This window comes from Rhizobium sullae, assembly GCF_900169785.1.
Classification (GTDB): domain Bacteria; phylum Pseudomonadota; class Alphaproteobacteria; order Rhizobiales; family Rhizobiaceae; genus Rhizobium; species Rhizobium sullae.
The window spans coordinates 60,329-74,310 of sequence record NZ_FWER01000019.1 but is presented as its reverse complement, the minus strand read 5'-3'; the positions used below and the strand labels follow the sequence as shown (position 1 = coordinate 74,310).

Annotated in this window: 14 protein-coding genes; 9 read left to right on the top strand and 5 right to left on the bottom strand. The window is 60.4% G+C overall.

Translation table 11 applies throughout. The features are described 5' to 3' along the window. The first annotated feature begins 49 nt into the window (after positions 1 to 49). The 5 genes from BN1800_RS18875 to BN1800_RS18855 are packed head-to-tail and all read left to right on the top strand — an operon-like array spanning position 50 to position 4,655. Positions 50 to 973 carry a carbohydrate ABC transporter permease gene (locus BN1800_RS18875; protein WP_087000108.1) on the top strand — a complete coding sequence of 308 codons (924 nt, stop codon included), beginning with the start codon at positions 50 to 52 and terminating at the stop codon, positions 971 to 973. A 2-nt stretch (positions 974 to 975) separates the two neighbouring features. Continuing rightward, positions 976 to 1,845, top strand: a complete 870-nt coding sequence (locus BN1800_RS18870) for a carbohydrate ABC transporter permease (protein ID WP_179213824.1) — start codon at positions 976 to 978, stop codon at positions 1,843 to 1,845. Between the two features lie 5 nt (positions 1,846 to 1,850). After that, positions 1,851 to 2,912 (top strand): ABC transporter ATP-binding protein, encoded by a 1,062-nt coding sequence (locus BN1800_RS18865; protein ID WP_087000106.1) that lies wholly within the window; start codon positions 1,851 to 1,853, stop codon positions 2,910 to 2,912. Continuing rightward, the gene (locus BN1800_RS18860; protein ID WP_244564550.1) at positions 2,899 to 3,669 is read left to right on the top strand and encodes a formylglycine-generating enzyme family protein; all 771 of its coding nucleotides are present in this window, start codon (positions 2,899 to 2,901) and stop codon (positions 3,667 to 3,669) included. The genes BN1800_RS18865 and BN1800_RS18860 overlap by 14 nt, the downstream gene beginning before the upstream one ends. After that, entirely contained in the window at positions 3,648 to 4,655 is a 1,008-nt protein-coding gene (locus BN1800_RS18855) for a ScyD/ScyE family protein (RefSeq protein ID WP_087000102.1), read from the top strand. Before BN1800_RS18860 ends, BN1800_RS18855 begins: the two co-directional genes overlap by 22 nt. An 81-nt stretch (positions 4,656 to 4,736) precedes the next feature. On the opposite strand, the gene BN1800_RS41985 is transcribed toward BN1800_RS18855, so the two are convergent. The 3 genes from BN1800_RS41985 to serB are packed head-to-tail and all read right to left on the bottom strand — an operon-like array spanning position 4,737 to position 6,952. Beyond that, a complete protein-coding gene (locus BN1800_RS41985) occupies positions 4,737 to 5,492 on the bottom strand; it encodes a hypothetical protein (RefSeq protein ID WP_210191282.1) in 756 nt (251 codons plus the stop codon). Between the two features lie 6 nt (positions 5,493 to 5,498). Next, on the bottom strand, positions 5,499 to 6,065 hold the full coding sequence (locus BN1800_RS18845; protein WP_087000098.1) for a GNAT family N-acetyltransferase: 567 nt from the start codon (positions 6,063 to 6,065) through the stop codon (positions 5,499 to 5,501). Continuing rightward, a complete protein-coding gene (serB, locus tag BN1800_RS18840) occupies positions 6,062 to 6,952 on the bottom strand; it encodes a phosphoserine phosphatase SerB (protein ID WP_087000096.1) in 891 nt (296 codons plus the stop codon). The genes BN1800_RS18845 and serB overlap by 4 nt, the downstream gene beginning before the upstream one ends. On the opposite strand from serB, the gene miaA reads away from it, so the two are divergent. Both miaA and BN1800_RS18830 read left to right on the top strand, forming a co-directional pair. Beyond that, positions 6,953 to 7,855, top strand: coding sequence for a tRNA (adenosine(37)-N6)-dimethylallyltransferase MiaA (gene miaA, locus BN1800_RS18835; RefSeq protein ID WP_087000094.1), 903 nt, complete (start codon positions 6,953 to 6,955; stop codon positions 7,853 to 7,855). Between the two features lie 72 nt (positions 7,856 to 7,927). Beyond that, a complete protein-coding gene (locus BN1800_RS18830; protein ID WP_027508888.1) occupies positions 7,928 to 8,188 on the top strand; it encodes a hypothetical protein in 261 nt (86 codons plus the stop codon). A gap of 4 nt (positions 8,189 to 8,192) precedes the next feature. Here BN1800_RS18830 and BN1800_RS18825 read toward each other — a convergent pair whose 3' ends face one another. Next, on the bottom strand, positions 8,193 to 10,229 hold the full coding sequence (locus BN1800_RS18825) for an ATP-binding protein (protein WP_087000092.1): 2,037 nt from the start codon (positions 10,227 to 10,229) through the stop codon (positions 8,193 to 8,195). A gap of 349 nt (positions 10,230 to 10,578) precedes the next feature. On the opposite strand from BN1800_RS18825, the gene BN1800_RS18820 reads away from it, so the two are divergent. Both BN1800_RS18820 and ilvN read left to right on the top strand, forming a co-directional pair. Further along, on the top strand, positions 10,579 to 12,372 hold the full coding sequence (locus BN1800_RS18820; protein WP_027508890.1) for an acetolactate synthase 3 large subunit: 1,794 nt from the start codon (positions 10,579 to 10,581) through the stop codon (positions 12,370 to 12,372). 25 nt (positions 12,373 to 12,397) lie between these two features. Next, on the top strand, positions 12,398 to 12,970 hold the full coding sequence (ilvN, locus tag BN1800_RS18815; RefSeq protein WP_087000150.1) for an acetolactate synthase small subunit: 573 nt from the start codon (positions 12,398 to 12,400) through the stop codon (positions 12,968 to 12,970). 27 nt (positions 12,971 to 12,997) lie between these two features. Here the strand turns inward: ilvN and BN1800_RS18810 are convergent, their stop codons facing one another. Continuing rightward, the gene (locus tag BN1800_RS18810) at positions 12,998 to 13,846 is read right to left on the bottom strand and encodes an aldo/keto reductase (protein ID WP_087000090.1); all 849 of its coding nucleotides are present in this window, start codon (positions 13,844 to 13,846) and stop codon (positions 12,998 to 13,000) included. Positions 13,847 to 13,982 lie beyond the last annotated feature (136 nt).

The window sequence follows — 13,982 nt, the reverse complement described above, 5'->3', positions numbered from 1 at the left end:
ACCCGGGTTTGCGGACCCAGGCCGGGATGGGGCTCTACGGAAGAGGACAATGTTGACGTCCGAAAGCGGCACATCGACCGCAGAGTTCCGGCCGGGTAGTGGTCTGGAGCGCTGGGCAGAGCGTCACCTGCGCTTCCTCATGCTTGCCCCGACGGTCCTCATATTGCTGGGGCTGACGATCTTTCCCAGCCTCTACATGTTCTATGCGGCGGTTCACAAAATCAGCCCGAATCCCGATCTGCCCTGGGAATTCGTCGGTGCTGGCAATTTCGCGCGGCTTCTTTCTGACGCGCAATTTCATGTCGCGCTATGGAACACCATCATATTCACAGTCACGGCGGTGGCGACCGAATTCCTGCTTGGTCTCGGTCTGGCGCTGCTCCTCGATAAATTCATCCGAAGGCTGACTTTTCTGAAGACCGTCCTGATGATTCCCATGATGCTGCCGCCGATCGCGGTCGCGATCACATGGAAGCTCATCTATGAGCCCCAGTTCGGCGTCCTGAACGAAATCATGTTCCGCCTTGGTCTGCCATTGCAGGCATGGGCGGGCGACGTGAATCTCGCGATGTTCTCGATCATCGTCGCCGATGTCTGGCAATGGACGCCGTTCATATTCCTTCTGATGTTGGCGGGATTGGCCAGCCTGCCGGTTGAGCCCTACGAGGCCGCCGCGCTCGACGGCGCCTCGTCCTGGCAGCAGTTCCGGGACTTGACGCTGCCCTTCCTCAAGCCGGTTATCGCCATTGCCTTGCTCCTGCGTGTCATGGATGCACTGCGTCTTTTCGATCTAGTCTTCATCCTGACGGGAGGAGGCCCGGCTGACCGGACCAAGGTCTTGAGCCTTTACATCTATCAGGTCGCCTACCGCTTCGCCGATCCCGGCTACGCGGCGGCGATGTCGCTTTTCGTGCTATTTGTGACGATCATTCTGAGCACTTGGTTCATGAAACGCATGCGGCTAGCGGACTAACCATGACAATGGCAAAAACCATACGCGCGCGCAGCCGCACCAGAGAGGTGCTCATCCGCTTGTCGGCCTATCTGACAATCCTCGTCGCGCTGGTCGTCACACTTTTTCCCATCTATTGGATTGCATCGAACTCATTCAAGTTTGATATCGACATTTTCGCAGTGCCGCCGGAGTGGCTGCCCCTAAACCCGACGCTGAAACACTATGACCAGGCGTTCATCGAACGACCGTTCCTGCGCTATGCCCTGAACAGCTTTCTCGTCGCCGTAGGAACGACCGTCGTTTCCGTGACCTTCGGCACCATGGCGGGCTACGCCCTGGCACGGTTCAGCTATCCGTGGCAGTGGCGGAAGCAGATTTCGTTCTGGATCCTGTCGACGCGCATGATGCCGCCCATCGTCAGCATTATTCCGCTCTATCTGTTCTTCAACTATTTCGACATGCTCAACACGAAGTCGGCCCTCATCGTCGCCTACACCGCGTTCAATCTGCCCTTCGCGACGTGGATGATGAAGAGCTATTTCCAGGATCTTCCGGTTGAGCTGGAGGAGGCAGCGATTGTTGACGGCGACACGCGATGGGGCGCATTCCTGCACGTGGCGTTGCCTCTCGCCCGGCCCGGGCTGGCAGCTACCGCAATCTTCTGTCTGATCATCTCGTGGAACGAGTTTCTGTTGTCTCTCATCGTTACGCTGACCGAGCAGTCGCAGACGCTGCCGATCGGTATTGCCGGGCGCGTAACGCAGTACAGCACCTATTGGGGCGAAATCAGTGCGGCCGGGTTCATGGCGTGCGTGCCGATCGTCATCTTCGCCTTCATCGTCCAGAAGCACCTCGTCCGGGGGTTGTCCCTGGGCGCCGTCAAAGGTTGAAGCCTATGGCGTCCGTCACGTTCAAAAACGTCTGCAAGAAGTTCGGCGAATTCGTCGCCGTGACAAATTTCAACCTCGAGATCAGGGACAAAGAATTTCTCGTTCTGCTCGGACCTTCCGGTTGCGGCAAGACAACGACCATGCGCATGGTTGCGGGTCTCGAGGAAGCGACGTTGGGTGATATCTACATCGATGCGGACCGCATCAATGGTGTTTTGCCCAAGTATCGCGACGTTGCAATGGTCTTCCAGTCATATGCTTTGTATCCGCATCTCACCGTTGAAGACAATATCGGCTACCCGCTGAAGATCCGCAAAGTGCCGCCCGCTGAATGCAAGCGACGGATAGCCGAAGTCGCACGGCGTGTGGAGCTCGACTCGATGTTGTCACGTCTGCCGAAGGAACTTTCCGGCGGTCAGCGCCAGCGAGTTGCTCTCGCTCGCGCGATCGTCCGTACGCCACGTGTCTTTCTCATGGACGAGCCGCTGTCCAATCTCGATGCCAAGCTTCGCACCCAGATGCGCGCCGAGCTGAAGCACCTTCAACATGAACTGCAGGTCACGACGATCTACGTCACCCACGACCAGATAGAAGCCATGACGCTTGCCCACCGCGTGGCGGTGATGAACAAGGGTGTGATCGAGCAACTCGGGACGCCGCGAGAAATCTACAACGATCCGCGCACCCTCTTCGTCGCCGGATTTATAGGCTCGCCGCCGATGAACCTGATTCCGGGGGAAGTGAGGAACGGTGTATTCGTTAGTGCCGGCCTCAAGGTGGCGGGTATCGGCCAGGCAAACCTCTCTCGCGCCGTCCTCGGTGTCCGCTCGGAAGACGTCCATCCGACCGAAGCCGCGGATGCGGACGTCAACCTGGTTGCGCCGATCTATTCGGTGGAACTCACCGGCGAAAACACGCTTGTCAGCCTGCGGTTGGGTGGCCAGCTCATGACCTTGCGCGCCGACAAGAATTTCACCGGTCAGATCGACCAGCAGATCGGCGTCAAGGTTGCCACGGATCGGGTGTTTCTATTCGATGGAGAGACGCAATATCGTGTTGACTTCTAGCGTTTGCGTGGCGGCGATAGCGGTCACCCTTGCATTCCGCGCGGCCGCTGCCGATGTCGGCCCGATCATTGGAAATCCGTTGATTGAAATTCCTGCGGGCGCGTTCGTCTTTGGCCGTGACGGCGGCCCCGAAAACGAACGACCGCGCCGCGCGCGGGAGGGTCGAGCGTTCGCGATTAATCGTACCGAGATCACCAATCGGCAATATAGACGCTTCATCAATGCTAGCGGTCACCGTCAGGCCTTCTACGCAAATCATCCGATCCTGGGATTGGACGACAGGCCGGTGGTCGGGGTGAACTGGGAAGACGCCGATGCCTTTTGCCGCCACTACGGATTGGCTCTCCCGTCGGAGCAGCAATACGAGAGGGCAGCGCGAGGAACGGAGGGCGGCGCGTTTCCATGGGGCGCCGCGCCCCCCGACAATATGCGGGCAAATTCCGGATCGGATGCCTGTTGCACCGCCGACGCGCGCGATGGCTACGCAATGACCGCGCCTGCGGATGCCTTTGCTGCCGGCGCGAGCCAAGAGGGCGTACTCAATCTGATCGGCAATGTCTGGGAATGGACCAACGATTACTATGCGCCGTATGAAGGCGGGACCTTCGCAGGAAGCACCGGGCTATACCGCGTGCTTCGCGGCGGCTCATGGAACAGCGATCCCAATCACCTTACCACGACCTATCGCCTCGCCTATGATCCCGAATTCCGGTTCTCAGCCAATGGTGGCTTCCGATGCGTCCGTTCTGTGCCTTGATTATCGTCACTGGTCTTCTGTCCCTAGCAGCCGGCGCTGGCGCTGAGCCGGCGGTTGCGCCCGGCTACAAACTCGAGACCTTTAACATGCCGGGCGCCGCTTTCGCCGGCCTGTCCCGTGATGCTGGGGGCTTGCTCGTCAGCGACCTCTCCAGCGGCCGGCTTTACCGGCGTAGCATGGATGGCAAGCTTGTCGCATTCGGTCCGATATTTCCTCATGGCCTCGACGTGATCGGCGACCCGACCGGTCCCTATCGTGTCGTCCGGGCCGGCGATGTCTTTGTGGTCGCCCAGGGATGGACACCGGTCAATTCCGATGAGGGTCCGTTCGATCACGCTCTTGTTGCGATCGACGCCGCCGGTCGGGCCCGTATCATCAGCAGCGATTTCTGGAATCCGTTCGATTTCATCGTGGCGGGCGGAACCTACTATGTGATCGACTCCGCGCGAAACAGTATCGAACGCCTGCAGGCGGACGGCCGGAAAAGCACGCTCATGACATTCCGCCGCATGTCGGAAGCGGTCACGGGATTGCGCAGCCTTTCGCCGACGGAGTTCGCGGAAGGCAACAGCTACGAAGTCGACGCGGTGCCGACCGGGATCGCCCTTCGAGACGGGCGCCTCTATATTGCGTTGTTTGGCGGCTTTCCTTTCCTTGCTGGTGCTGGAAAGATCGTTTCGCTTCCCGAAGCCGAACATGCATTGAAGCCGCAGCTCGAGGTCGAAGGACTTAATGCGCCAGTGAGTATCGCTTTCGACAATGATGGAGAGATGCTTGTCCTCGAACACGGCACTTATAGCCAAAAAGAAGGTTTTCGGAAGGGCAGCGGGCGGTTGCTCGAGCTCAATAAAATGACACTCAACCGAAAGATCATTCTCGACGGCCTGACGCGACCAGTGTCTGTCCTCGTTTGGGACGAGCGGCGGCTCGTCGTTTCCGAGTTAGGCGGCAGTCTCCATTTTCTGACACGCGAATCTGCTCGTTGACCACCGGCGCGAATGTGCTTCGAGGCATGGGCTGCTTATCAGTGCTTACATCCGAAGAAGGCCATACAAGTCTCTGTGGTTTCACGCCCCTGCAACCAAACTTTCCCAAGCGAAGATCTTTCCATTCAAGTCGTCTAACTGCCGCGCCTGCCTTCGTGTCGAACAGCCGCCAGAACGACAGCCGGTCAGCCGACGCGATATGCCCGACAATTTCGGAAGGTCCCCCAGCAGTTCAGCGAACAGGCCGAGGGTTCCCACGCGTTGGCTGGAATCGTCCAGCAGCAGCGAAATCCAGCGCTGGTAGCGGGGATCGAACTCCGGTCCGAATGCGAGAAGGAAAACTCGGATCTCGATCGGGTCGAGCGCGAGCAGGCGAAAGAGACATGCGAGCGGCTCGGACACGTCCGCCGCGGACACTGCGCGTTTCAGTGCGATGTCAGCCTGCTCAACCTTTACATTGCCGGAAAGCAAGACGGTGTGTGGATCGCGGTTCTCGATCCAGTCCGCAATCGCGGCAACCTTCACCGACACGTTGCCCTCTACCGACCCTTCGAACAGTCGTTCGCTCGCCGCATGAAGCACCGCATGATTCCATTCGATGGCCGCATCGAGGAGCGGTCGCTTCGGATCCGTGGTGCAAGTCAGCGACTGGGATTCTTTAGATGCACGGCACTGCACCGTGGTCTTTTCGTCCCATGCATCAAGCTCGTCGAGGGGAATAGAGTACGGCTTTCCCGATTTTGACGAAGGATAGACCGAGACGCATCCCGCAACCCGTTCGTGCCGGAATGCAGCACATCCTCTTCCTCTGGTCAGCGACGACAGCCGCAAGGGCATACGGCGTCAGCCGATCCCTCGTTCCCATTGCTGACGGCTGATCGCATAGAGCACGTGGCGTTTTAGATGCGGATGCGTGTCGGGAACGCGGGGATGGTCGAAATCGCGGTGCGGATCGTGATGCAGGCCAAGCCGGCGCATGACCGCGGTGGAACGATGATTGTCCGTTACCGCGAAAGAGACGATTTCAGGAGGAGCAAATTGGGTGAAGCCATGGCGGAGTGCCGCCTCTCCCGCTTCTGTCGCATATCCCTTGCCCCAATGCCGCTTCGCAAGGCGCCAGCCGATTTCGATTGTGCCCGCCGGGAGGAACGGTTCGAGATCTGGCTTCCAGAGGCCGCAAAAGCCGATCGGTTCGTCGGTTTCCTTCAGGGCCATGGCATAGAAGCCAAGCCCTGTGGTGGCAATGGCATCGCGGATGCCGTCCAGCATCGAATCTGCTTCGGCGCGGCCGCGGCGGAAGGCGAAGAATTCCATCACTTCGGGATCGGAATTGATCTCGTGGAAAAGTGGCCGGTCCGCATCCGTCCAATTGCGCAAAAGCAGACGCTCCGTCGTCGCGATCACTGTCATGGCGTCACAAAATCCGTCTTGCGGTAGCCCTGGATATAAAGGAGCGCGGTCAGATCGCCGTGGTTGATGCGCATTTTCGCTTCGGCGGCGACGGTGGGTTTGGCGTGCAAGGCGACGCCGGAACCGGCAAGATGGATCATGCCGAGATCGTTGGCGCCGTCGCCGACGGCAATCGCTTCTTCGGTGGAGATGCCGAGCCTCGCGGAAATGTCGCTGAGCGCATCCACCTTGGCCTGCTTGCCGAGGATCGGCTCGGCGACGAAGCCGGAGAGCTGGCCGTCCTCTTCGAGAAGGATGTTGGCGCGGTTTTCGTCGAAGCCGAGGATTGCGGCAATGCGGTTGGTGAAGACAGTGAAGCCGCCGGAGACGAGGGCGGTGTAACAGCCTTTCGATTTCATCGTGGCGATCAGTTCCGGACCGCCTGGCGTCAGCGTGATGCGCTTAGCGATGACCTCGTCGACGACCGAGACGGGCAGGCCCTTCAGAAGCGCCACGCGTTCGCGAAGGGAGGGTTCAAAAGCGATCTCGCCGTTCATGGCACGCGCCGTGATAGCTGCGACCTCGTCCTTGAGGCCGACTTCGGCGGCGAGCTCATCGATGCACTCCTGTCCGATCATCGTCGAATCCATGTCGGCGATCAGCAGTTTCTTGCGGCGCGTTTCGGCCTCCTGGACGACCAGATCGATCGGCGCGCTGGCGATGATGGCGAGGATATTCGCCTCTGCGGCTTGCGTATCGGTGCCGTCGCGAAGGGCGATATCGCAGGCGATACCATCCGCCAGCCAGTAGAGCCCGGATGCCTTCACGGTTTCGGCGGCCTGTTCGGCGAACCTCGGCGTGAGGACGGGATTTGACGGATTGGCAACAAGCGTGGCAACGAGAGCCATATGGAAAACCTTCTGAGCGCAACAAGTGCGATCCTGATAACCGGGCCGACTGCCAGCGGCAAGTCCGCGCTTGCTGTGGAATTGGCGAAACGCCACGGCGGCGCTGTCATCAACGCCGACAGCATGCAGGTCTACGATACGCTTCGCATCCTGACCGCGCGGCCGTCCGAGGCGGAGATGCAGGGCGTGCCGCATCATCTCTACGGTTATGTGCCGGCCGGCGATCTCTATTCGACGGGGGCCTGGCTGCGCGACGTCACGGTGTTGCTGCCCGAGCTACGCGCCAAGGGGCAATTGCCGGTTTTCGTAGGCGGGACGGGGCTTTACTTCAAGGCGCTGACCGGCGGCCTATCGGATATGCCGGCGATACCGGAGGAGATCCGCACCCGCCTGCGGGCGCGTTTGCTGGATGAAGGAGCGGAGGCGCTGCATGCCGAGCTTGTCAGGCTCGATCCGGCGGCTGCAGGCAGTCTCAGCATCCAGGACGGGCAGCGCATCGTGCGTGCCCTGGAGGTCGTGGCGGCAACGGGGCAATCGATTCTGCGTTACCAAGAACGGGCAGGGCCGGTGATCGTCGATCCGGCAAGCGCTGAAAAGGTCGTCGTCCTGCCGGAGCGCGCTGTGCTCCACCAGCGCATCAACGGGCGCTTCGAGAAAATGCTGGAGCAGGGTGCTGAAGATGAGGTCAAGACGCTTTTGGCGCTCGGCCTTTCACCGGAAATGCCGGTGATGAAGGCAATCGGCGTCTCGCAGATTGCGGCCATGCTGAAAGGCGAGATGACGCGCAGCGAAGTGATCGAAAAGGGTGCCGCTGCGACGCGGCAATATGCCAAGCGGCAGATGACCTGGTTTCGCAATCAGATGGACGAGAGCTGGAAGCACCTGACATCGCCGCAGCCGTGATCAGCGCGTAAGCTCCAAGTTTGTCAGCTCGTTATAATCACTAGGAACAGAAACCATCGGACCGAGGATGCCATGAACAATTTTCTTGCAAAGACGCTCGCTTCCATCAATGCCTTGATCGCAGTCGTCATCCTGGCATTTTGCACGCTCTCCGGCGCAACCACCGCCTCGGCTCAGGGCGGGTCCGGAATGTTCGTGATCGGAGCGATCGTCGGCGCGATCGCTGGCATCGCGGTCGCCGCGCTGGTCTGCGGAACGATCGCCTTTCTGACGCTGATAGAGCGCCACCTGAGCGTAATTGCCGCTGCTACCAGGCAACCTCAGGGGCAGTAAGCACTCAATCCTTGTTGTAGAGGCTGCTCAGCGGCTTCTTGAGAATGCTGTCGCGGAGCGACATGCCGGGCTCGCGGCGCGGCGTAGCGGTGGAATCCTGCGAGAATGCCGGTTTCTGAGGAACTGTCTCCTCGAGGCGCATCTCGCGCCGAAGAGCTTCCAGGCGGCTGTCCAGAGATGTCTGCGGCGGTACGGTTTGCGGCTCGCGAGGTGCATCGCTGCGCGGCAGCATGTCCGGCCTGTAGGAATCGGTCGGTGCCAGCGGTGGGGCAGAGACGGGTGCCGGATAGGGCACATCCTCCGGCGGCTCTTCGTCGTCGAACAGCATGTCGCTCTGCGCTGTGCTGTAGCTTTGCTGGAAGGACGAAATATCCGGCCCGCCGCTGACGGCGCGCATGCGCGTCACGATCTTGCGCAGATCGACGGTGTCGGGATCTTCGTCGGAATGTTTGGCGGTCGCCCCGTTCGCCTTTGGTAGCAAATGCTGCTCGACCCGCGAAAAGCGCATGCGCATTGGCACGCTGATCGCCTCGCCGAAGGCGATCGCTTCGCCGTTGCCGATCGAGGAGATGAAGCTTGTCGTCGAGATCGACGAGTTCGGGATTGCCGAGCGGATGATGTCCTGGTCGCGGTCGTTGGCAAGGCGCATGGCAAACAGCGTCGAGCACTGCGAGAGGATCGTCTGGTCGAGTTCGCCGGGGCGCTGCGTGATGATGCCAAGCGAGACGCCGTATTTGCGGCCTTCCTTGGCGATACGGGCAATCGCCTGGCGGGTCGGGATGAAGCCGAGATTCGGATCAGCCGGAACATAGCGGTGCGCTTCCTCGCAGACGACAAGCATATGAACGGCGCCGTCGCTCCAGAGGCCGATTTCGAAGGCCATGCGGCAAAGAACAGAAGCGACTGAATTCACCACTTCCGACGGGATGCCGGAAAGCTGGAACGTGCAGATCGGCCGGCCGTCGCCGGGAATGCGGAAGATCTGCGCCACGGTGTCCATGATCGTGTCGCTGATCGTGTTGTTGGAGAACATGAAGTGGTAGCGCGGATCGTTGATCGCCGCGATGATGCGCATCTTCAATGAGCGCAGGAAGGGCTTCTCGGCACGGCCTTCGAGACGGCCGATGCGCTCGTCGATGAGCGCCAGCAGGTCGGCCATGCGGTAGGGGACTGGCGTATCGGCGGTGATCGAGCTCTTTTCGGTCGTGCGCCGGACGAGCGAATTGTCGCTGCCGCGGAAGGCGCGCTTGGCGTCCGGCATGATGTCGCGAAGCATGTCGAGTTCTTCCGGCACCGGCGTGCGGCCGCGAAAGACGACTTCGGCGAATTCTTCAAGCCGCATCAGCCAGAAGGGCAGGTCGAGCGTGTCGGTGTCGATCACGACCGAATGCTTCGGGAAGGCGGCGGCGAATTCGTTGTGCGGATCGAGGATCAGGACACGCAGTTTCGGATCAGCTTCTATCGCCTTATGCAAAAGCAGGGAGACGGCCGTGGATTTGCCGACGCCGGTGGAGCCGACGATCGCGAAATGCTTGGAGAGCATCGACGGGACGTGGATCGCCGCGTCGATGCTTTCGTCCTGGGTGAGCTTGCCGATGACCGCCGTCGTTCCGGCGCCGGCGTCGTAGATGCGCATCAGATCGGCGGCGCGGATGCGGTGGGCGATAGCCCCAAGATGGGGGTAGCACGAAATTCCGGTCGAGAATTCCTCGCGGCCGTCTTCCTCGACACGAACCTCGCCGAGCAGTTCGGTCTCGATCCTGAAATAGTTGTCCTGTCCTTCGCCCCAGGCATGCGTGCCGGTGTTCATGGCATAGACGAGAGCGACGACGCGGTTTCGGCCGACGCTGATCGAGATCAGGCGGCCCACGGACCAGAGTTCGGTAAGATCGGTGCCTCCGGCCTCCGCGATGGCGGCGATGGTCGCGCGGGAACCGCTGCACGCGACGACACGGCCAAGGAAGCGATTCCCGGGGGTTAGATTGTCGCGGCGGTCCTGCTCGCTGGCTGTGCCTGACGTTTGCAAGTCGTTGTTGAGCAACGGCCCACTCCCTACGTTAGCCAGCAATCCTATGATTTATCCTTTAACAAAATCCTTCCGGGACCTTGTTTCTTAATGGGATAGCCGACGCGGCATGGTGCGCCGGGCGCCGATTTTTTATTTCGGCAAGCGTTGACGCTGTGAAATTTTCTGTCTATCAATTGCGCCCATGAAAATCGCAGCGGTTCTTATTGTGGTGGGAAAGCGCATGGGCAGGATGGTGTAACCATCCGGCGACAGCCACCCATGCGCTAGATGACAGGCTCCCTCTGGGGCCTTTTTTTATGCCTGAAATCCAGGCATCCGCACCAAAGACCTCAATCCCAGCAGTCAAAATGGAACAGAAAACATGACGGGCACGGACAAGCAGACGGCAGACAATCGGATGACAGGAGCGGAAATCGTTCTGCGGGCGCTGAAGGACAACGGTGTCGAGCATCTCTTCGGCTATCCGGGCGGCGCCGTGCTGCCGATCTATGACGAGATCTTCCAGCAGGACGAGATCAAGCATATCCTCGTCCGCCATGAGCAGGGCGCCGGCCATGCCGCCGAAGGCTATGCCCGCTCGACCGGCAAGGTCGGCGTCATGCTGGTCACCTCCGGTCCGGGTGCAACCAATGCCGTCACGCCGCTGCAGGACGCTCTGATGGATTCGATCCCGCTCGTCTGCCTCACCGGCCAGGTGCCGACCTCGCTCATCGGTTCAGACGCCTTCCAGGAATGCGATACCGTCGGGATCACGCGGCCTTGCACCAAGCACAACTGGCTGGTCAAGGATGTCAACGAGCTCGCTGCCGTTATCCATGAAGCCTTCCGCATCGCCCAGTCCGGCCGGCCCGGCCCGGTCGTCGTCGATATTCCGAAGGACGTCCAGTTCGCGACAGGCACCTATACGCCGCCGTCCGATCATACGATTCAGAGAAGCTATCAGCCGAAACTCCAGGGCGATCTCAACCAGATTCATGCGGCAATCGAGCTGATGGCCAATGCGCGCCGTCCTGTCATCTATTCCGGCGGCGGCGTCATCAATTCCGGTCCGGAAGCCTGCAGGCTACTGCGCGAGCTGGTGGAACTCACCGACTTCCCGATCACTTCGACGCTGATGGGCCTTGGCGCCTATCCGGCCTCCGGCAAAAACTGGCTGAAGATGCTCGGCATGCATGGTTCCTACGAGGCCAACATGGCGATGCACGATTGCGACGTCATGGTCTGCATCGGCGCCCGCTTCGACGACCGCATTACCGGCCGCATCAATGCCTTCTCACCGAATTCCAAGAAGATCCACATCGACATCGACCCGTCCTCGATCAACAAGAACGTTCGCGTCGACATCCCCATCCGCGGCGACGTCGCGTACGTGCTGGAAGACATGGTCCGCCTGTGGCGTGCCCTGCCGAAGAGGCCGGAGAAGGGCCAACTTTCCGACTGGTGGACGAGCATCGCACGCTGGCGCGCGCGCAATTCCTTCGCCTACACGAAGAGTAACGACGTCATCATGCCGCAATACGCGCTCGAGCGTCTTTATGAACTGACAAAGGACCGCGACACCTACATCACCACCGAAGTTGGCCAGCATCAGATGTGGGCAGCGCAGTTCTTCGGCTTCGAACAGCCGAACCGCTGGATGACCTCGGGCGGCCTCGGCACGATGGGTTACGGCCTGCCCGCAGCGCTCGGCGTGCAGATCGCCCATCCCGAAAGCCTCGTCATCGATATTGCCGGCGATGCCTCGATCCAGATGTGCATCCAGGAAATGTCGGCGGCGATCCAGCACAATGCGCCGATCAAGATCTTCATCATGAACAACCAATACATGGGCATGGTCCGCCAGTGGCAGCAGCTGCTGCACGGCAACCGGCTGTCCAACTCCTATACGGAGGCGATGCCGGACTTCGTGAAGCTGGCGGAGGCCTATGGCGCCGTCGGCCTGCGCTGCGAAAAGCCGGATGACCTCGACGGTACGATCCAGGAGATGATCGACGTGAAAAAGCCGGTCATCTTGGATTGCCGCGTCGCCAATCTCGCCAACTGCTTCCCGATGATCCCGTCGGGCAAGGCGCATAACGAGATGCTGCTGCCGGACGAAGCCACGGACGAAGCGGTCGCCAATGCGATCGACGCCAAGGGCCGTCAGCTCGTTTGATATCGAAGGTGAGGAAGCCAAGACAATGAACGCACATCTACAGCCGACAGGCTCCGCCTACTTCATCTCGCCGGAAACCGCAGCCGCCGAGAACCATACCCTTTCGATCCTCGTCGATAACGAGCCAGGCGTCCTTGCCCGCGTCATCGGCCTCTTCTCCGGCCGGGGCTACAACATCGAAAGTCTGACGGTCTCCGAAACTGAGCATCAGGCGCATCTGTCGCGCATCACCATCGTGACGCGCGGTACGCCGCATGTGCTGGAGCAGATCAAGGCGCAGCTCGAGCGCATCGTGCCGGTGCATCGCGTCGTGGATCTGACGGTGCGCGCCCGCGAACTCGGGCAGGAGCGGCCGATCGAACGGGAAGTGGCGCTCGTCAAGGTGGTCGGGACCGGCGAAACGCGCGCCGAGACGTTGCGTCTTGCCGATGCCTTCCATGCCAAAGTAGTCGATGCGACCGTCGAGCATTTCATTCTGGAAATCACAGGCAAGTCCTCGAACATCGATCAGTTCGTGGCGATCATGAAGCCGCTCGGCCTGATCGAAGTCTGCCGCACAGGCATCGCGGCCATGAACCGCGGCCCGCAGGGAATGTGAACCGGCGTCTGGCTCGCCGCCGCCTTTTCAGAGCATTTCGAGCGCCGATTTGCGAGTCGGCGGCGGGAAGGCGGCGTCGAGGGCTGCCCAATCCTCGTCGCTGATATCGAGCGATACGCAATCGCGGTTTTCGGCGGCGCGTTCGGCATTCGACGTCTTCGGGATGGCGATTACGCCGTCGCGTTCGAGAAGAAAGGCGAGGGCAACCTGCGCCGGTGTCGCCTGATTGGCCTTGGCGATGCGGATGAGCTCGGGATTGTGCAGGATGCGGCCCTGCTCGATCGGCGAATAAGCCATGACCGGGATATCGTGCTTCTGGCACCAAGGCAGTAGATCGTACTCGATGCCGCGCCGCGCGAGATTGTAGAGAACCTGGTTGGTGGCGACAAGCCTGCCGCCTGGGACGGTAAGCAGTTCCTCCATGTCGCCGATATCGAAATTCGAAACACCCCAGGTGCCGATCTTTCCGGCGTCCTTCAGGTCCTCGAAGGCCTCGACCGTGTCGGCAAGCGGATGTTCACCACGCCAATGCAGCAAGTAGAGATCGATCTGGTCGACACCAAGACGGGAGAGGCTTCTCTCGCAGGCCTCGATCGTCCCCCTGCGGCTGGCATTCCACGGATAGACCTTGGTCACGATGAACAGCCCGTCGCGCCGGCCCTTGATGGCGCGGCCAACGATGCGTTCGGAGTCGCCCTCGCCGTACATTTCGGCCGTGTCGATCAGTGTCATGCCGAGCTCGATGCCGGCCTTGAGGCTCGAGATTTCGCGCTCGGCTTCCGACGCCCGCTCTCCCATGTTCCAGGTGCCCTGGCCGAGGGCCGGGACTTCGATGCCGTTCGGAAAGGTGATCTTGGGAATGGGGTCGTCTTGCATGGCCGAATCTTCCGTTTTTCTTCCAAAGATTGCGCAGCCGCGTCATCTTTCAAGCAATCCTGTCACTGTGACAATGATTATCTGGCTTAAGGAATAATGGTCGGTTAGCTGCCTGATTGACAGGGATCGACGTGGT